The following is a 17,638-nucleotide window of genomic DNA, read 5'->3' as shown; positions in this document are numbered from 1 at the left end:
ACCGGCCCTCGACGGGACTGCCTGTGGCTCTTTGTTCGACCGTCTAGCGACCCTCGGCCAGTCGTGACCCGATTCGCCGCGGGAGGCCGGCGTCGGCGACCGCGTCGGCGACGGCCTCGATGTCGTACTCGACCCGGCGGTCCTCGACCGTCATCGAGGTGAGGTCCAGCACGGCGTATGCCGCACGGGGGTCGCCATCGCGGGGCTGGCCGACGCTCCCGGGGTTCATCACGACGCCCTCGTCGTAGCCCTCGTGGTGCTGGTGGTGCGTGTGGCCCATCACGAGGACGTCCTCGTCGCCCAGCAGGCCGGGGCCGAACTCGCTGGGGTAGGTGTAGTGGTCCGGGTCCCGCGGGTGGCCGTGGACGAGCTTCACCCGGTCGTCGCAGACCCGCCGTTCCTCGGGGAGGTCGGCGAGCCAGGCCAGCTGCGCGTCGTCGAGCTGGTCGCGGGCGTGGTCGACGCCGGCGGCGGCCATCGAGTTGAACGCGAAGGGCGTCTCGCTGGCGACCGCCCGGTCGTGGTTGCCCATCACCGTCGGCACCGGCGCGTCGGGCCAGGGAACGCCGTCGGGCAGCGCCCCTGACTCGCCGCGCACCGCGTCGATACAGTCGGCGTGCCAGGGGTTGTAGCCGACCACGTCGCCGGCACAGACCAGCCGGTCGACCGGTGGCATGTCTTCGAGGACGGCTTCGAGCGCCACGCGGTTCCCGTGGATGTCCGAGAGTATCCCAACCTTCATGCCCCGACGGTACCCGCTGGAGGGTCTTGAGTGTCGGTGCTCGAGGGGACCTTACTCGCCGTTGTAGACGGTGACGTCGAAGTCGCCGGCCGTCCCGGCGACGCCGGCGGCACAGACAGCGTGTTCGAACTCGTGGTCGTACACCTCGTGGGCCGCGCCCTCGGCGTCCGTCGCGGCGAGGTCGAAGGGAGTCGGGCTGTCTTCCTCGTAGGTGGCGACGAGCGTCGGCTCGGTGACCTCCTCGACGAGCAGGGCGTCCCGGCGGACGGTGCCGACGACCGCGCCGGGCCCGTCGGCGGTCGTCGTGGGGTCCGACTCGTCGAGGCCGACGATCCCGGCGATCCGGGGTGTGTCGTAGTCGTCCTTCTCGAAGTCCAGCGCCAGCAGCGGTTCGGCCAGCGCGTCGCGAGCGGGGTAGCCCAGCGCGAGTTTCTCGGCGATGGGGTCGACGTGGGAGCCGTTGCCGACGACCGCGCCGCGCCCGGTCACGCGGACGCCGTTGTAGGAGATGTAGGGGTTGTCCGTCTCCGGGGCGTCCGGCGTCGGTTCGACGGTGACCGTGCCGTCGCGGTCGACTGCCTGGCGGTTCGGGAACGAGCGCGAGGAGACGCGGTACGCGCCGACCTCGGGCGCGACGACGACGAAGCGTCCGACGTACATACGCGACTGTGGCACACAGCGTGGCAAAGCGGTGTCGATGTCCGGCCGGTCGATGCGCCGTCTGCTGGCGTATGACACGCCCGATTCCATCGCGCAACGCTTACAAGGGACCACCGGGTAGACGTGGGTGCAGCAGTCCCATGGGGTAGTGGCCAATCCTGAAGCCTTCTGGGGGCAACGGGATACATGGCGTTTCAAAGCGCCTAAAACGGTCAAGTCCCAAGGGCTGATTGAGTTCGGTTGCCTTCACCGGCAACACAAACTCGAACCTTAGCAAATAAGGTCGGGCCGGTGTCAAACCGGTAATACAAGAAAGCGAAATGGGAAACTGAAACCCTAGCAAATATGGTGCAGTCCTATAGGGTAGTGGCCAATCCTATCGGCTTCTGGGGCCGATGACGCTGGTTCGAATCCAGCTAGGACTATACTTCTTCCATCTACAATCTCTGTAAGCGACTGGTTTGTCGATGGATACACTGGATGCGACCAGTTCCACGACAAGTCCACTGACTGCCAAAATGAGAATAGATGCCTTCTAAACGCTGTTATCGGGGCTTTCAGCAAGATACCAGAGTATATACATGGGTTTTTCGTTGGTCCGAGTATGAGTCAAGTAGATAACGACTCGACGAACGTAACGGCCACTAACCATTCCCGTGTGTTTTATAAAAGCCCAGAATTCAACCGGGGCGAACTGGAGACCGCGACGCGGGTTGCAGACGCCATCAACGACCAGTGGCGCGTCTTCATTACTATCGGACCGTTCCGGGGATACAACATCCACTACAATCTTGAACCGGAGACTCAGACCGTCTGGTTAGACTTCTACTCAGTCCGGCCCGCCGAGGGATACAATCTCCAGCAGGTAATTGAGGACATCAAGAAAGGCATCCAGCAGGCGCGGACCTGACGTAACCCACCCCTCATTCAGAACGCTCATCAACTCTTCTCTGACCACAGGTTCGCTCCAGCGGACGATTAACTGTGCGGCGCTCTTTTGTCAGTAGTCATCGAACGAAGGGTATGCCAGATTTCCCCGAGGCCAGCTACAACATCGATGATGAGGTAATCGACATCATATCGACACGGGACACGCTGGGCGGCTCGCCCCGGCTGGACGGGCATCGTATCGCAGTCTATCACATACTGGATTTTTATCGTGCTGGATTCGGCATCAAAGACATCGCTGGCAAGAAGATTTATCCGCACCTGAGCGAGGAACAGGTTAGAGCCGCGCTTCACTTCGCGGTGGATTTTCCCGAGGCCGTCGAGCGCAGTAGTAAGCCCCGAGACACGCCACTTCACATAGACGTATCGTTCGATAGCAGGCGAGGCGGACCAAGGCTCTCTGTCTTCGACCGGGATGCCGATGAGCCCGGGGCCATCGCGACGGCAACAATCGACATCGACGACCTGCCCGACGGATATAGCGAGCGGGACCTTCACGCGGCGTGGGCGTGGATGTTTGAGCAGGGCGACCGGTCAGACTCCGATGGCTCCGACGACCGAGCTACCATCGAGGAGCGCCAGCACCTCCTTGACGATGAGGAGAATCTTGAAGACATCAACAATTTGCTCGATGATTTAGACGACCCCACGGACCTTGATGACGCTCGCGCCCGCGTCCGTCGCCTGCTTGAACCCTATCAAGACCGAGATGACCTCTCACCTGAGATGGAGGCTAAGCTCCAAGGTTACTGTAACGCGCTGGCCGTCCTCGGCGGCGAGGTGTGAGCGTCTCGGACCGGATGATGGGTCCGGGACCTAGCGATAGACGAGTTTTCTCATGAGAATCAGGACGATGCTGAGACCTCTAATGGCCGTCCCAGTCTGACACGGCGGGGGTTAACGAGTCAGACTATGCCTTAGCCGCCTTTATTTTGTCAGCGGAGACATTCAGGTGAAGCTCAGCTAACTCGCCCATACGCCACGTAGCCGCGCGGTCGCTTTCGCGGGAGAGCCATTTCTGCTTCTCCATCTCTCGGAGCGTCCTGCGGACGGTGGTACGCTGTGATTCGTTGAACGGCAGGTCGCTGATGCGGAATTGGCCGGTTTTTATTAACTGCTTCATCACGGCGTGCCAAACGGAATCTCTGAGGGTCATTTCTTCTTCTCCAAATGTGGGTACGATGTAGATGTATAAGAGAGCACTCATGTTGGCTGGCATGAATTAGACGATTCTCATTCAGGTCCGTAGATTCGGGCGTACGTACCCATGTACGTGCCGGTGTACGTACGAACAAACGTACTCAAGTACATCAACTCAAATGTCTGACATAGATTTTTTACTACCCAGCGCATCGGAGAAGTTGATGTCTTTCGACATAGACTACCGACGATACGAGACGATGCATGTTGACCCCAATAATGACCAGTGGTTAGACCACCGTGACGGCGTGAGTTGCGTCATCGTCGAGGTTGAGACTGAACCCACCCCGTTTCGCGGGCTGATGCAACGCGTAGAGAGGGTGCAGGCGGCGTTCGAAGAGGATGTACCCGCGTCCCGTGTTCTTGAGGCGGCGCTATATGACATGGATGAGGAGAGCCTCGTTACTTGCTTGTCAGAGGGAAGTAGCTGGACCGTGACCGACGACTGGACGAATTCGACCGATGAGAAAGGCTGTGATTCCGGTGTTCTGTTAGAGAAAGAACGTAGAGAAAAATAGCCGCCCACCGTACGTCGCAGTCCCCCACGACAAGCACGTTGAATATGTCCCAGTAAGAGTTCAGGCGTTACTGGGCGTTCTCGAAGCGGTCGGAGTAGTCTCCGCGTTTCGTGGCCGCATTCGTCTTGAATCCCCGAAATCGCACCGTCGGTTCGTTGTGGTGAGCGTCCTTCACATCGTACCAGTAGCGGTTATCTGGCTGGTAGAGACACAGCACCCAGTCTTCTTTCTTCCCCGGCTTCGTCGGGAGCTTCGCCCCTGTGTACGGCCTCTGCTGAAACTCCTCCAGCACAACATCCTCAAGCACCCGCGCGTCCCCCGGCGCGAACAGCAGGTACTTCCCAGCCTCCACGTCCTTCGCATCGGTCTCAGGGCGTGAGTGTTCCACCTCATAGTCGCCGTGATACCACACCCACGCTCCCGCCGTCACTCGCTCTACCTCCTCGGGCAGTTCCTCGGGCGCGCGAAGCGAATCTGGACGGATAGTCTCGCGGTACTCAATACACTCCTTGACGTACGCCAGCGCCCGCTCACGATACGCGTCGTCTTGCTCAGCTTCGGGTTCATCAGGCATCGGCCACCGGGAAAGGTCGTCGAACACCTCATCGGGCAAGCCCACCTCCAGTTTGTCACGCAGGTCGAGCAGTCGCCGGTCGCTCGCCACCGCTGGCTGACTGTTGAGGTCGCGGACTCCATCCGGTGGGTTGGGTCTCTCCATATCCATATGAACTCGTCAATATGGTGTAAAATAAGCATACCTCTCGTAACGATGGATGGCTCTTGGACGGTCACGAGTACGCCGTCAACCTTGTATGTCAGTGCTGTCCGAACCACCTCGTATGTCTCCTCGTCGTATCGAGCCATCAGGTCGCCCATGCGCGAGTCCTTTATCGACTCGTCACCTGCTTCACGACCACGCCGGAATCTTCGGTCTCGGTCGTGACGAACGTCATCATGTATGCTTTTCCCGTGCCATTACCTGCCGATTCTTCATCGTGCCAAACTCAACCGAGGCAACTCACTGGCGGGCCACATCGCATCTCATCGTGGACAGCCGGGAGATACGATAAATCACAGCGGTTTTTATTTTTCTAAGAATTTCGGCGGCTACATGCCATATTTGATGTGGTGTCCAACGTGCCCTGACTTCGAACAAGTGCGACTCCAACGGGACCGGCCCTGCCCGTCCTTTGTTAGCCGCAATAGTCTAAGGGGGACTGGCACAGGAACGTGCCACATTTTCATCACCAAACCCCGCGTACAAGGCATAGAAAGCCCGAAATTTGCCATTTTACCTCTATCGAACAATCATGCTTTCACGTCCAGTTTATCAGATGCACCAAGGTCTTGCACGAAAACTCGGCATTCGAGACCTTCACTTTGAGGATTTGGTGAGAAATTGGGCGAGAATGCCCTCGTACTATCGGAAACCACCTCAAAAAGAGATAGCTGTCGCTCAGGAGTCCCGCGACCCCGGGGTAATGATTCGACCTATGGTGGGCCGAGGTTGTCATCCGAGACTCTCCGTTTTGTCTGCTCACCAAGGTAGCGGTCACGCGGAGTCTTTTCCGGTGTCCACGGGTCACTCGGTTTTAGTGTAGACTGGTCGGATTCCGACTCTGACTTCTGCTGGGCCTTATCTTGCGCCCGGCGCTTCGCGGGTGCGTCCCTCTTGCGCTGTTCCTTTCGCGAGGCGATGTCACGAAGTACATCCCCGCAAGTCCGCATCTTGTCAAGCAGGCCACCGACCTTCTTTTTCGCGTACTCGGTGACTGTAACCCACATTCCCGCACGGCCTTGGTGGTCTCGTAAGACGAGTTGATGTCCTTCCAACTCGGCCACATGTCTCCCGATGGTGCTCTTACTAAGTCCAGTAAGTTCCGCGAGTTCGTCGTAGCTAATACGGTTGTTACGGCTGTTGCGAACCACGAGGTGGAGGATGTCGTGAATGGCCATCGTCTGGCGCTCGAACAGCATCCCGATGACTGTCCGCTGGAGTCCGTCACTTTCGAAGTACTCGCGGAGTTTGATTTTGTAATCCTCTGGGGTCGCTGTCTCGATGGGTTCTCCGGGAGTGTACCACTCGTCACTTATGAGGTCGTCTTCGGTGATGCCCGCCCACTCGATGTGCGCGTGCAGGACCTCGTGGAGGTGTTCAACCATCGCGTCCCATGCGGGTGCGGGAAACGCACCCCGGTGTTTGACCTCCAGCTTCGGGTGGGCCAAGGCGTGCGAGTCGGAGAAGCTGTGAGCCTCCTCATGCATATACTCCTTCAGGTAGTGCTTCGGAACTGATTCGGTCCGAGATTCCCCATTCGGAAGCTCATACGTAATATCCGTATCGAACCCAATTGCTCCAAGATTCGTCGTCGAAAACGCATAGATTTGGTAGTGACCGCGCTCAACAGTTGCCTTCTCTTTCCCGCTCGCGTCACCGGACACGACTAGACGGGCCGAATCTCGAAGGGTCTGGACAGTTGCATCCTTCGTACGGAGATGGTGGCGATGATGCAGTTCGAGACCACTGAAGCGAACAGTCTCGTGGATGATGTCCCGAGCGTATCGTTTGGCCCTCGCTTTGCTGAATGCGACTAATAGATACTCGAACGCGTGACGAATAGTCTCGTACAGGTCAAAGACGTACGACGCTTGAATGCGAATCGCGGTTCCCTCATATTGTTGTTCAGTCTGCCACCCAGCAGGCCACGAATACTCATTTCCATCTTCGTACACAAGTCCATCCGCCCGCTCGTGAACTTCGACTCGGAGTTTCCGAGCGTTGTCCGCAATACCTGAAGAGCCTCGACAGATACTGTCGTAGAGATTGAGCACATGGCAGTCATTCTGTGTCCAGTTTCCCGAATTACCTTGCGAGCCGTACTCGACGCCGCTCGGGAAGAGGCCAACGTCCTGATAATCACTACTTGCCGTCCAGCTACCGTTGAGACGACCGAGCTTGTGCGGGTTGTTGCTTGACGAAGCGTGACCCGTGCTTTGGTCGAGGTTACGACAGAGCGAAGAAAGTTCGCGGTGGAGGCGGCCCTTATCGTTAATCTGGAACCAGATGTCACACCCGTGAGTCGTGCCCCGGGAGAAAACCTTCGATTCAGTGGAAAAACTGTTGTTCTGAGGCGATTCTGCTGTATCAGTGCCGCTAGATATATGCGGCTCGTGCGCGTCTTCTATCATGTTGGTCATCCCATGTAGGGAGGGATTCCCGACCGACGCTAGAGGGGTGCTGTGACACCCCATTTCTGGGAAAGCATCAATCGGTTACTGACTAGTTCGTGTATTATGGCAAATATGTGTCGGCAGATTGAAACGTGAGCCTCTCACGTCAAGCGTGACGGTCTCACGTTGAGAGAAGGAATTGGAAAACTCATACAACAAAAATGCTCTTAGTCCCGTAACTTGGCCTTGAAATTTCGCTTTTCAGTTTTCGCCCTACTGAGAAAGGACTGAGTACATGCTGTGCTGGGGTAATATTCCAACTGTTACTGGACAACAGACCTTTTTCAGAGTTCGTCGAGGAGAATACGCTTGAGTTTTCGATTCTCTTTCTCCAGCGCGGCGTGAGCATCCTCGATTGCGGTAACACGCGCCCTCAGTCGGTTCATCGTCTCATGCAACGCAACGGTTGGCTTGTCTTCGTATAGCTTCACTGACGCCTCCTTTGCTACTTCGTGGCCTTCGTCGGTCAGTCGGAGCATCTTCGGGTCATCGCGGCGGTCGCCTCGGCGTGACTTTGTTCCAGTAATGGTGACGAACTCTGGTTCGATAGTTCGCAAGGAATTGTTGATGTCACGATTCGAGATACCGCTTGCCCGTGCAAGTTCATCGATACTGGCCGCCCCGTCGAGCAACTGTAGTGCGCCCAGAATCCGCTCGTGTTTGGGGTACATATTGGAGATGAGGGAATCAAGGTGCAAATGTATTGATAACATATGAGTTCGGTGAGATGCGTTTATTATCAGATGTTATCTCACCGATTTCATCTGTTATCTGAGGGAACTAACGACCCCTCTCTATGGAGGGTACCCTCGTATCGCGTGCGGGATGGGGTGACCACGATAACAGAGTGCCCGGCATTTGGCAGGGCCGCCGGAGATGACGCAAATCATCCACTACATGGGTGCTTCCCGGGGTGCCCGGATTGTTTGGGTTGCACTGGGGACACACCTCATTCAGACCGCAACACACCCCATTCAGAGCAAGAATTTGATACTAATCTCACGGCGTCAACACCGCGTGGACGGCGGGATACTCATCGCGGAGCCGTCTATTCTCGTCTTGAGCCAGAACAGCATTCAGGGTTCTCAAGGCACCAAACGCGGAACTGGTTTCGCTGGCCAGCGGTTCTGTCCCAGCGACGCCGCCATCAGGCCAGCGTACTGTGAGCGCGTACTCCAGAGTCTCGGTAATGTGTACGTGAGCCTGTGCCCCGTTCTCCCACTCTAAGAACACATCTTGTTCTGTTTCTTGATACGGATTCTCTTCGGTCCACACATCGCGCAGGGCAGGCATCTCATCGCTGTCTTTCTCCATACTGTCCGACACGAAATATGAACGATATATAACTACTTATCTTGATTTATCCAGTGAGCGAGGTAGATTAACTTGGTGATACGTATGTGAGGGCGGAAGATGAATTTCGCGTCGTCACGCTGAAAGGCCGGAGACGAAGACTCATTACAATATCTCCCTCACATCTACTATCTGACAAACGGATTGATTGACTAAGAGGTGCTTTGCTTAACGACCTTGGAGTTCACGCGGTGCGACGTAGACTTCTGTTTGTTCGGCCACGTTCCAGTCAGAGTCGGCAGTAATACGTTCAGCCGCACGATTGTGGACACGCTGTACGGCATCTCGGTATGTGTCAGGGACGGTCAGTTCCTTGTGAGTGCCGAGTACAATCGCTACGTCGTCGTCAACATAACTTCGGTCTGTCGGAACCCAGAAGCCGAGGTCGGAGGCAACTACTTTTGTGAGTTCATTACGAGACACATCGTGCTCATCCGCTACTGTGTCGATTTCCTCAGCAAATAATTCCTCAGTGAGTTCGGCCACATCAGTGGTGTCGCCGGTTTTTGTGAACTTGTGGTCGCACGGTGCTTGCTCATTCATAATTGATGAGGCCGTCTTTGCAGTTCTCGCAGACGAGTCCATCGTAATGAGGTTTGACCTCACCAGCCTCACGGAGTCGGAGGCGTCCACCAGACTGCTTGGTCTGCTTACACTCACTGCACTCAACAGCCCCGAAGGGTCGCCACGAGACTTGCGTGTGGTCTTTTGAAACTTCCATACTTGGCACTGGATGGGCTTTATCAACGTCAGCGTCGGTTTTGGGAACCATACATTCGCTCAGGATGATATATGTATAAGGCTTCTCCCAATAATGGTTGAAGACCGTTGTCTGGGGAAACTGAAAATATACGCAGGTCGTTGATTATAGAGCTATCCTAAGAGGGTAAGAATTCAAGCCAAATTCTACACCCGGTAGGAAACAGTGACTGCGTATCTATTCGAGCCACAGTAGAATTCTTAATTTCGGGCGGGACTATGACCTCCTAGAAAACACGTTCACTGGGGGCACATAATATAATCATAGGAAGTATGACATACGTGTGTGTAGAGTGGTGTACGTGGCTACGTACGTGCATACGTTCGTATCAAAAACCGGTCTGAATGAGGTCTCCACCCCCACCTCATTCAGAGCGATGCGTCCCCCGGCATTATCCTCGACAAACGCGGAATCAGGTCATGGCCGATGACATGGACCATCCCGACCCACCTGACTCACTCCCAGAGGACATCGTTGAATTCGTGCAATCAACGGACATCCACACGCTTGACGACCTCGGCGGGTACGTTGAGAGAGAACTGACTGCTCGGGCGAACGCAACACTCGAAGACTGGCCAGAATAGAGTACGTTTCGTGAGCTTTCAGGCGAGTCCCCGCGTCGTGCATCAATTGTGTGGCGCGGTTTTGCTAGCGAGGTGTGGACAGGCACCCCAGCTGTCATAGTCGGACATTCACTCGGTTTGAGTAAGTGAAAATCCAATAGACATTCATTTGAGTGCCGTGTACTGGGTCTCATATGCCTAGTAAGTACTATACAGAAGAACGAGAGTGCAACAGGTGCGGGGTCACTTACGACGCGCCCTATATGATTGGTGTTCGCCAGCCGATGCGTTTGCTGTGCAACGATTGTAGTAGTGACAAAAAAGAGGAACGAATCGAACGCGTCCTCGGAGAACATCCTGATGTCTGGTATCGACCTGATTCAGAAGACAAGGAAATAGCGGTCTACAAACCCGAGGATGGTCGGTGGTATTTCCGGCATGACCTCCACGCCGTTCAGCGAATCGAAGAGGTATATCAGGAGCAGGAAGAGGACTAAAATCTCTCAACGCCGCTGGAAGTGGTCGTAAACTCTCTCAGTCGTATTTACGGACCTGTGCCGCAATCTGTTCCGTACGTCCACAAGCCGGGTCTCCTCGTCGGCCAGCATATAGTTCGCTAGGGAGTGTCTGAATGCATGAGGGTGCAATTCTGACGGGGCGGCGGGCTCTCCATCGGAACGGTAAACCGTAACGTCCGCGTGGACGGCGAGGTCTTCAACCACGTTGCGGATGGATTGGTTCGACATCACCGCGCTCTGACGGCTCGGGAACACATACTCACTCTCCCGGGCGCGGTACCATTCACTCTGGAAGTACGAGCGGAGCAGGCGGACTGTCCCGAAGTGGCCGTACGGGTCGAGGCGCATCGTAACCGCTCCCGGAGTGATGTCTTCCCTCGGGTAATCCTTCTGCACGTGCCCGGGAAGGACGACTTCTCCATCCTCCAGTCGAAACATCGTCTTCTTCAACTGACGTAGCTCGTTGGCGCGGAGACCAAGGTCGATGGCCAGTACGATGAGTACCTCATCACGCAGGCGACGGCCCAGCGAGTCGTATCGGAGGTTTCGGTCGTGTGCGGCGTCCCGGAGCAGGTCTACCTCTCGGATGTTGATATAGCGATGCACCACGGACTTCTTGGATTCGGGTTTACTCATCGTTGGAATCGTTCTTGTAGCAGTTCTTGAACAGGTCTTCGGCGCGCGGCTTCATCCGAATCACCACCTCGTTCGGGAACAGTTCGATTTCGCCCATCGGGAGCGGGGAACATTCGGGGCATGTCTCGTCGTGCTTGTGCCACAGTTTGTGGAACGGGTAGAAGAGGGCCTTCGCCATAATTATCAATTAGCTTCCAATTATATGAGTGTTCCTTCAGTTTGGGAGTCTGCAATACACCCATCATTCAGGCCGATATTGGTTCGATATAGGGGGTAAAACGGGGCTCAGTTTGGGAGTCTACGAGAAGAATCCCAAACTGAGCGAGAAACTCAAGTGCTCGTGACACCCACTGTCGTTATGAACCGTTTCCACAAAGGGAATCTGGTTCTCTCAGAAGAGACTTACAGACGCGTTGAACCTATATTAGCTCGGGTTGCGAGGCATGCCGGGAAACTCAACATCCAAGCAATTGGTAGTGGTCTTACTGAGTTACTTGATGTGGATGTGAAGGAACTCCAAGGCCTGAAACTGCCAATCGTGTTAGGGGCTTGTGTCGCATGTGTGGCTCTCTGGTGTAAGAACCGACTTCTCCAAGGCAGGGAAGAAGATATTGAACTCCCGGTCTATGATGGCGACAAGTTCGAGACTAAGAATGCCGCTACGCTTTCGATTATCAAGGGCCAGAAAGAACAGTTTGAATAGAAACCGCATTCGTGCCTCACTGAATCGAATGAAACCGAAATGACCATTACAGCCAGTCGGCTCTGTTGAAATCCTATTTTTAGGGTGGGTTCCCGTGTGAAACAGTCGGGAAAAGATGTGCGTATCTGCCAAATGAGAGCGGTGATATTATCTCCACCCGGAATAATGAGAATGTATGCCCGGCGAAATCACTCTAAATACCCTAACTAGCACGAAAACGAACGGTCGCGCCATGATGGCAGAACTGGTTGCTAATTCAGGGACCGCTGACTTGCAGGTCGAAATGTCTGATGAATCCGCTGATGTGAAAATTAACGATGGTAGTAGGGTAGTGAAAGTTGATATGGATAGTGATGGACAAGTTCGACAAATTCTCGTTAACGATGTTGTCGTCTGGCCACAGTAATGTAAATTAGGAGGAAGATTTTGTAATTAATACTGATATAGCTATAGCCTGTATTGACCGCACCGGAATAGAATTTATCATCTGTTGAGGGTTTCAACAAGGCTACCTAGGTCAAAGCTCGTCTGCGTCCTGATTCTCTTCAAGATACTCGCCCGTATCGGGCGTCTCGAATCCATCGTAGAACCGACTCCAAGCCCGCCGGAGTGCCTCTGTATTTAAATCCTCGCCAACCTCGCATGTCTCAATTGGTCCGGGCTCTAAGTCGTCAAGGTCGAACACGTGCAAATGAACCACTCCTTCAGAACCAAACGATAGGTCAATCTTGTATTCGGCCATATCTTTGCCAACGAGTGCAATAATCAAAACATCATGTGTCCTCCGGGGGACGGAGGTCGCGCCATCTGAAGTCCATTTCTTCATCACCGTCGAATTCTACCCTGTAGAGCAAGTTGTCGCGTTCGTCACCAGTCACATCGCTCGCCGCATCCTCGAAAATTTCGATGACTTCGCCCTGTCTTCCATGATATTTTTCATGGTCTGGGTCGTCCTTGTCGGGAATATCTATTCGTACCCTGTCTCCGGCGTTGAAGCGTGTCATACCGAAACGATGACTACACATCTTCAAATATACTTGCGATTGGCTTTCTTAACGCCTGATGAAATACTGGCAAATTTTCTCTTCTCTATCTTACAATATATGCGAAAGAAATAGGACCATCTCATGTCTGGACCTTCTCATGGCACAATCATTTGATGATGCGGTCATTCGTCTTCACGACATCAATCAAAGAAGACAGAGCGATTCCGCGACCTGCTCGATGTCTCGTCCTCAGTCTATCCACCCAGAACGAGACATCTTCAACAGCCTCGCATGAGTGGAGATACCGAAGAGTTCAGTCTCCCCGATGATGATGACTTGGCTGATGCTCTAAATAAAGAAAGTGTTGATTCACGAGTGTATAATGATTACAAAATAGTTATTGAACTGGTCAACGAATCAGATAAACCACTTTCCTTCGATTACGCGTTTACACTGGCAAAGGACCGGGGTCTCACCTATGGGAAAGGGCCGTTCAAATCAAAAGTGAAGGCGCTCTTTAGGTGGAATCCTGACCTGTTCTGGCATATTGCAGGTCAGTTCCCGAAATCAGACGTGTGGGTTGACCTTTGCGCACAATCTATAGGCGTTGATTCAGTAAACAGCCAGAACCTCAACGAGGTTCAACAGGCATGTACTGCTGAGGGAGACCGAGAGAAAGAACGGTATGCTGAAGCAAGTCTTCGTGAATTCCAGTCACGTGCTCTCCAAGATGGATTCCCCGATACAATAGAGGGCCTTAGCGATGTCATCGAGGGAGTGATGGAGGAGACGGCACACATCTGTGCGAAGGAACTCCCCAGTCGAGTCACCGCGATGAACAACGGAACAAAATCGATGGCTGGCAACGCAAATGAGGTAATCTGTAGTCGATGTCTTGTAGCAGACGGATTTACTGAAGGCGATGAGTTCGATACGGACGATGATAATGCAGATGCGATAGTTTACAGGGCTAATCCATCCACTGACCAATTGAACGTTGAAATCAAGTCTGCGGCGTCTCGCGAACGCGCGAGCCGTGCCGTATCTAATAATGTTCCGTGGGTGCTGTTCTCATTTTTCCAAGACCCAAGCGAAGTAAACAACTGTATGTTCGAGGGAACGGTGCAGAGCCCGGCATGGGCTAAATCAACTATCGCATCATACGTTCCGCCAAAAACTCTTCAACAGGTTCCAGACATAGACGGAGGAAAGAAAGCCCACGAACACAAGACCAACGGGAAACTCCATTTGCGCTCGAATGAGGAGTTTTCCGAGGATATGCAACACTACCGGAAAACAGGGGAGATACGCGACCTCAGTGTCGGTCATGAAAGCTAAATTAGACCACTGCCAGCGCAGTTGTCACGACGATGTTTCGGTTTATTTTGGGGCCCCAGCCGAACCCCTTCATTTCAGGTCGAGAGCCTTTCTGACCAGCAGATGTGAACCGACTGATGAGTTTTGAAACCCACATAGCTCCGGTAGAAGACTCAGCATAGATAATTTCCACATATACGCGATTTCGCGTTAATGTATCCAGATTTGGATAGATTTAGGACCCCAACATGTCTGGACCACCCTATGGACGACGATGAGTTGAATCCAGCCGAGTACAAGACATACTGGTTTGCTCGCGACCTCGTTGCCTCGCGGTTCTCCGGGTACGCGACTAACGAAGCAGACGCCTTGGAGGAACTCTCCGACAAGCTCTCCGACGAATTAGATGCAGGGGCGGACGTAGACTCGCTCAAAGAGACTCTTCGAGACCACATCCGAAACTCCATTAACAAGCTCTACGGTGGCGACATCAGCAAGAAGTACCGCCAGACGGAGGACATGACCGAGCGTATCCTTCACCGTATCGATGACCGTGAGGACGTGGAAGAATTCGTCATCGCGGCACGGGCGGTCGTTCGAACGAGTCGTATAATGAAGACGACGCCCTCCTTCGGGAAAAATGAAATCCACGAGATTGTTGATGATACTCTGGAAGGCGAAGATGGCACGATAGACGCGACGAAAGCCTTCGACGCGATGTTTGACGTTGACGTGGACGGCGAGGCATATCAGCTTGGGGCACAGCGAGCAGTGCTCATCAGGTATCTTCGTGAGTTGTTCGACGACCTTCAGAACGACCCAGACTGGAGCGAAACTGATGTTATCCGAATAGTATCAGGAATAATACAAGAATACGAACGGAGAGCAGGTCAAAGTCGGACGGCAACGGCAGGCAACGTCCTTGAAACAGGTCTCCAGCGCGTCTTCAGCCGTTTCGGAATTCCTGCAACTGGCGTGCCGGAGCATTTCGGGGACCTCGAAGTCGATAACATCGTGGATGGGCCGGACGCGACCATCGGATTCAGTTGCAAGCGGACGCTCCGCGAACGGTTCAAACAGTCGCTCGCTCGTCAGTCCGAAATCGGAGCCGATGAGGTCTGGTTCGTATCCCTGATGATGGCAGACATCAGCCGCGAAAAACTCCAGATTATCGCAGACGACGGTGGGCGTATCTACGTGCCCCGGGATTCGTTTGTGTGGGAACGATACAGCGACGATGATGAACTAACGTACGCACTTCGACCGGCGGACGAATTCTTGAGCGATGTTGCAGAGTTCGCGGGATGTCGGTTGTCGGAAGAAGCGACGGCGGACTAATCAGCCTTCTGCGGCTGTTTGATTGGACTGTCGAATACCTCAGTTCTGACCGCTGTACCAAGAGCCTGCGCGAGAAGTGGCGGGACTGCGTTACCAACCTGTTTGAACGCATGTGTACGTGCTCCGGGGAATTCGAATGAGTCCTTAAATGACTGGCACCGAGCCGCCTCGCGAACCGTGAACGAGCGCGCTTCGTTCGGATGGATAAACATGTGGCCATCTTTGTACAAATGGGCCACGATGGTCGTCGAGGGTTCTTTCGGGTTCTGCTTTTTCAACTTGTCCGGGAATATATCTGACCGGTACGGCTGGTGTTCTTCGGGAATATCTCCAATTATATACGAGGTACCCTCTCCGAGCAGTTTGTACAGCGTCAGGTCACGCATATTGTGCCCTCGACACTCGTGATTGAGAAGTGGCATCTCGTCCCACTCTTTGTCCTCGGGGATGTCACGCACCCAGTACTGATACTCCGATACTGGACCAAGTTCGTATTCTTCTGCTTTTGTCGGTGGCGTCTCCCCACTTGGAGAGACAGGAGGCAGGTCAAGAATGGCGTCAGCAACCGTATTCCACGGTTCCTTGCTAATATTCTTCTTGAACGTAGGGAACTCATCTTCCTCCTCGTCCTCAGCGAAACCACCGAGAGTACTCTGGTCCTCGTCGGCGAGAGCCTCCGGGTCGCGCTTGTATTTAATTTTCTTCTCTTCCTCGTTGCGGGGCTCGCGGTGAGTCTCCCACTCGGTCATGTCGGGATTCTCGGCTCCAATTCGGTTTCCGATAAAGAACAGACGCTTTCGGTGCTGGGGAACTCCGTAGTCGGCGGCATCTAGCAGTTGTGCGTCTGCCTCGTAACCGAGGTCCCGCATTTGCTCAAGGATAACATCAACAACCTGTTCACCATCCTCATTTGTCGCAGACAGCATCCCCTCGACGTTCTCCATAATAAACGCCTTTGGCTCGTAGTGAGAGACAAAGCGAAGGAAATCCTCGTAGAGCGCGTGTCGGTCGTCCGTCTTCGTATTCTGACCCTCAAGCGAATTAATCTTCGACCGACCAACCAAGGAGAACGTAGGACAAGGAGGCCCACCAGCAACGAGGTCTAGCTCACCCTGCTCAAGACCAAGGTCCGGGGGCTCGGTCTCACGGATGTCCCCGACCTCCATTTCACAGCCGTGATTCTCGTCGAAGGTCGGCTTGGTGTTCTCTTCATGGTCAAGGGCCCAGATGACCTCATACCCGGCATCTTCCAGCCCTTGCGATAGGCCACCAGCACCACAGAAAAGGTCAATCGCTGTCAGTTCCGTCATCGTGTTCTATCACTGCATGTTGCTTCATCCTACTTAACGGTCCGCAATCTGCGGAGAATTCATCATAGGGGAGGGACAACTCAATCACGAATGCTCGGACGAACACAGGTCTCTGAAGACGAAATCTTCGAGGTGGTTGATGTGGGTGCGGCCATCGATGTCGCATCCGGGGCAGGTATCGACGACGCCTCTACTCGGGTCCGCCAGTTCGTTTCCTCTATCCCTACCCTGTTAGAATGGCTTGAGGAGCACGGGCGTCAGTACCCGTGGCGGGAGACGACAGACCCGTGGGCGATATATGCCACGGAAATACTGTTACAGCGCACAAGAGCCGATGCCGTTGATGCCATCTATGACCAATTCTTCGAGCAATTCAACACGCCTCAGGACCTTCACGCCGCCCCGGAAGATACCGTTCGCGAGACAATTCGGTCTCTGGGGTTCGTGAATCACCGTGTTCGAACGCTCAACGAAACGGTGGAGATGATTTGTAATGACCACGGTGGAGAGGTACCAGAGTCAATTGATGCTCTGAAGGAACCGTGGCGAGTTGGTGACTACACCGCGCGGGCCGTCCAAATTTTTGCACGAGGAGAGGCTCTCGCTCTCGTAGACTCCAACTTCGCACGCGTGTTAAGTCGAGTTCTGGGATACGACATGCCGAATCAACCCCACAAGAGCGATGAAGTGTACGCACTTCTGGATGCCCTCGTCCCATCTGAACCCGCACTTGCCCGAGCGTTCAACCTTGCAATACTGGATTTGGGAGCGCTGGTCTGTACTCCGAACGACCCGAGTTGCGAAGCGTGTCCTATTAACAAGGCCTGTCACTACTATTCGGGAAAGCTTGCTTGA

General features: G+C 54.3%; 23 protein-coding genes and 1 tRNA gene. 11 read left to right on the top strand and 13 right to left on the bottom strand.

Features of this window, described 5'->3' with window-relative positions; translation table 11 throughout:
- Positions 1-43: 43 nt before the first annotated feature.
- Both P1K88_RS02115 and P1K88_RS02110 read right to left on the bottom strand, forming a co-directional pair.
- Complete coding sequence (locus P1K88_RS02115) at positions 44-742, bottom strand: metallophosphoesterase family protein (protein WP_276412165.1); 699 nt, start codon at positions 740-742, stop codon at positions 44-46.
- Positions 743-793: 51 nt separating this feature from the next.
- Positions 794-1,402, bottom strand: a complete 609-nt coding sequence (locus P1K88_RS02110) for an IMP cyclohydrolase (RefSeq protein ID WP_276412163.1) — start codon at positions 1,400-1,402, stop codon at positions 794-796.
- Between the two features lie 352 nt (positions 1,403-1,754).
- Here P1K88_RS02110 and P1K88_RS02105 point away from each other — a divergent pair.
- The 3 genes from P1K88_RS02105 to P1K88_RS02095 all read left to right on the top strand — a co-directional run bounded on the left by P1K88_RS02105 (position 1,755) and on the right by P1K88_RS02095 (position 3,136).
- A tRNA-Gln gene (locus P1K88_RS02105) sits at positions 1,755-1,827 on the top strand.
- 179 nt (positions 1,828-2,006) lie between these two features.
- Positions 2,007-2,312, top strand: a complete 306-nt coding sequence (locus tag P1K88_RS02100; protein WP_276412161.1) for a hypothetical protein — start codon at positions 2,007-2,009, stop codon at positions 2,310-2,312.
- Positions 2,313-2,425: 113 nt separating this feature from the next.
- Positions 2,426-3,136, top strand: coding sequence for a DUF433 domain-containing protein (locus tag P1K88_RS02095; RefSeq protein ID WP_276412160.1), 711 nt, complete (start codon positions 2,426-2,428; stop codon positions 3,134-3,136).
- A 124-nt stretch (positions 3,137-3,260) separates the two neighbouring features.
- Here P1K88_RS02095 and P1K88_RS02090 read toward each other — a convergent pair whose 3' ends face one another.
- On the bottom strand, positions 3,261-3,506 hold the full coding sequence (locus P1K88_RS02090; RefSeq protein WP_276412159.1) for a hypothetical protein: 246 nt from the start codon (positions 3,504-3,506) through the stop codon (positions 3,261-3,263).
- 208 nt (positions 3,507-3,714) lie between these two features.
- Here P1K88_RS02090 and P1K88_RS02085 point away from each other — a divergent pair, with 208 nt between their 5' ends.
- Complete coding sequence (locus P1K88_RS02085; RefSeq protein ID WP_276412158.1) at positions 3,715-4,068, top strand: hypothetical protein; 354 nt, start codon at positions 3,715-3,717, stop codon at positions 4,066-4,068.
- A 67-nt stretch (positions 4,069-4,135) separates the two neighbouring features.
- Here the strand turns inward: P1K88_RS02085 and P1K88_RS02080 are convergent, their stop codons facing one another.
- From P1K88_RS02080 to P1K88_RS02060, 5 genes are all read right to left on the bottom strand, one after another.
- The gene (locus P1K88_RS02080; RefSeq protein WP_276412157.1) at positions 4,136-4,786 is read right to left on the bottom strand and encodes a hypothetical protein; all 651 of its coding nucleotides are present in this window, start codon (positions 4,784-4,786) and stop codon (positions 4,136-4,138) included.
- A gap of 773 nt (positions 4,787-5,559) precedes the next feature.
- Positions 5,560-7,257 carry a DUF7845 domain-containing protein gene (locus P1K88_RS02075; protein ID WP_276412156.1) on the bottom strand — a complete coding sequence of 566 codons (1,698 nt, stop codon included), beginning with the start codon at positions 7,255-7,257 and terminating at the stop codon, positions 5,560-5,562.
- A 326-nt stretch (positions 7,258-7,583) separates the two neighbouring features.
- A complete protein-coding gene (locus P1K88_RS02070) occupies positions 7,584-7,970 on the bottom strand; it encodes a hypothetical protein (RefSeq protein WP_276412155.1) in 387 nt (128 codons plus the stop codon).
- Between the two features lie 328 nt (positions 7,971-8,298).
- The gene (locus tag P1K88_RS02065) at positions 8,299-8,613 is read right to left on the bottom strand and encodes a hypothetical protein (protein ID WP_276412153.1); all 315 of its coding nucleotides are present in this window, start codon (positions 8,611-8,613) and stop codon (positions 8,299-8,301) included.
- Between the two features lie 207 nt (positions 8,614-8,820).
- Positions 8,821-9,285 carry a hypothetical protein gene (locus P1K88_RS02060; protein WP_276412151.1) on the bottom strand — a complete coding sequence of 155 codons (465 nt, stop codon included), beginning with the start codon at positions 9,283-9,285 and terminating at the stop codon, positions 8,821-8,823.
- A gap of 546 nt (positions 9,286-9,831) precedes the next feature.
- On the opposite strand from P1K88_RS02060, the gene P1K88_RS02055 reads away from it, so the two are divergent.
- Both P1K88_RS02055 and P1K88_RS02050 read left to right on the top strand, forming a co-directional pair.
- Positions 9,832-9,996, top strand: a complete 165-nt coding sequence (locus P1K88_RS02055; protein WP_276412150.1) for a hypothetical protein — start codon at positions 9,832-9,834, stop codon at positions 9,994-9,996.
- A 173-nt stretch (positions 9,997-10,169) separates the two neighbouring features.
- The gene (locus P1K88_RS02050; RefSeq protein WP_276412148.1) at positions 10,170-10,472 is read left to right on the top strand and encodes a hypothetical protein; all 303 of its coding nucleotides are present in this window, start codon (positions 10,170-10,172) and stop codon (positions 10,470-10,472) included.
- Between the two features lie 6 nt (positions 10,473-10,478).
- Here P1K88_RS02050 and P1K88_RS02045 read toward each other — a convergent pair whose 3' ends face one another.
- Positions 10,479-11,129 (bottom strand): tyrosine-type recombinase/integrase, encoded by a 651-nt coding sequence (locus P1K88_RS02045; RefSeq protein WP_276412146.1) that lies wholly within the window; start codon positions 11,127-11,129, stop codon positions 10,479-10,481.
- Positions 11,122-11,307 (bottom strand): hypothetical protein, encoded by a 186-nt coding sequence (locus P1K88_RS02040; protein ID WP_276412145.1) that lies wholly within the window; start codon positions 11,305-11,307, stop codon positions 11,122-11,124. The genes P1K88_RS02045 and P1K88_RS02040 overlap by 8 nt, the downstream gene beginning before the upstream one ends.
- A gap of 156 nt (positions 11,308-11,463) precedes the next feature.
- Here P1K88_RS02040 and P1K88_RS02035 point away from each other — a divergent pair, with 156 nt between their 5' ends.
- Complete coding sequence (locus tag P1K88_RS02035) at positions 11,464-11,832, top strand: hypothetical protein (protein WP_276412144.1); 369 nt, start codon at positions 11,464-11,466, stop codon at positions 11,830-11,832.
- A gap of 175 nt (positions 11,833-12,007) precedes the next feature.
- Positions 12,008-12,238 (top strand): hypothetical protein, encoded by a 231-nt coding sequence (locus P1K88_RS02030; protein ID WP_276412143.1) that lies wholly within the window; start codon positions 12,008-12,010, stop codon positions 12,236-12,238.
- Positions 12,239-12,349: 111 nt separating this feature from the next.
- On the opposite strand, the gene P1K88_RS02025 is transcribed toward P1K88_RS02030, so the two are convergent.
- Together P1K88_RS02025 and P1K88_RS02020 are read right to left on the bottom strand one after the other, a co-directional pair.
- Positions 12,350-12,574 carry a hypothetical protein gene (locus tag P1K88_RS02025; protein WP_276412142.1) on the bottom strand — a complete coding sequence of 75 codons (225 nt, stop codon included), beginning with the start codon at positions 12,572-12,574 and terminating at the stop codon, positions 12,350-12,352.
- A 31-nt stretch (positions 12,575-12,605) separates the two neighbouring features.
- Entirely contained in the window at positions 12,606-12,836 is a 231-nt protein-coding gene (locus P1K88_RS02020; RefSeq protein ID WP_276412141.1) for a DUF8139 family protein, read from the bottom strand.
- A gap of 273 nt (positions 12,837-13,109) precedes the next feature.
- On the opposite strand from P1K88_RS02020, the gene P1K88_RS02015 reads away from it, so the two are divergent.
- Complete coding sequence (locus tag P1K88_RS02015; RefSeq protein WP_276412140.1) at positions 13,110-14,156, top strand: hypothetical protein; 1,047 nt, start codon at positions 13,110-13,112, stop codon at positions 14,154-14,156.
- A gap of 243 nt (positions 14,157-14,399) precedes the next feature.
- Positions 14,400-15,473, top strand: coding sequence for a PDDEXK family nuclease (locus tag P1K88_RS02010; RefSeq protein ID WP_276412139.1), 1,074 nt, complete (start codon positions 14,400-14,402; stop codon positions 15,471-15,473).
- On the opposite strand, the gene P1K88_RS02005 is transcribed toward P1K88_RS02010, so the two are convergent.
- Positions 15,470-16,783: a DNA cytosine methyltransferase gene (locus P1K88_RS02005; RefSeq protein WP_276412137.1), complete on the bottom strand. Its 1,314-nt coding sequence runs from the start codon at positions 16,781-16,783 to the stop codon at positions 15,470-15,472. The genes P1K88_RS02010 and P1K88_RS02005 overlap by 4 nt on opposite strands.
- A gap of 90 nt (positions 16,784-16,873) precedes the next feature.
- Between P1K88_RS02005 and P1K88_RS02000 the strand changes: the two genes are divergently transcribed.
- Positions 16,874-17,638: an HhH-GPD family protein gene (locus tag P1K88_RS02000; RefSeq protein ID WP_276412136.1), complete on the top strand. Its 765-nt coding sequence runs from the start codon at positions 16,874-16,876 to the stop codon at positions 17,636-17,638.

It is taken from the genome of Haloarcula halobia (genome assembly GCF_029338255.1).
GTDB classification, from domain to species: Archaea; Halobacteriota; Halobacteria; order Halobacteriales; family Haloarculaceae; genus Haloarcula; species Haloarcula halobia.
Note: the sequence above shows the minus strand (reverse complement) of the source record. Positions and strands in the feature narration are given on the sequence as shown.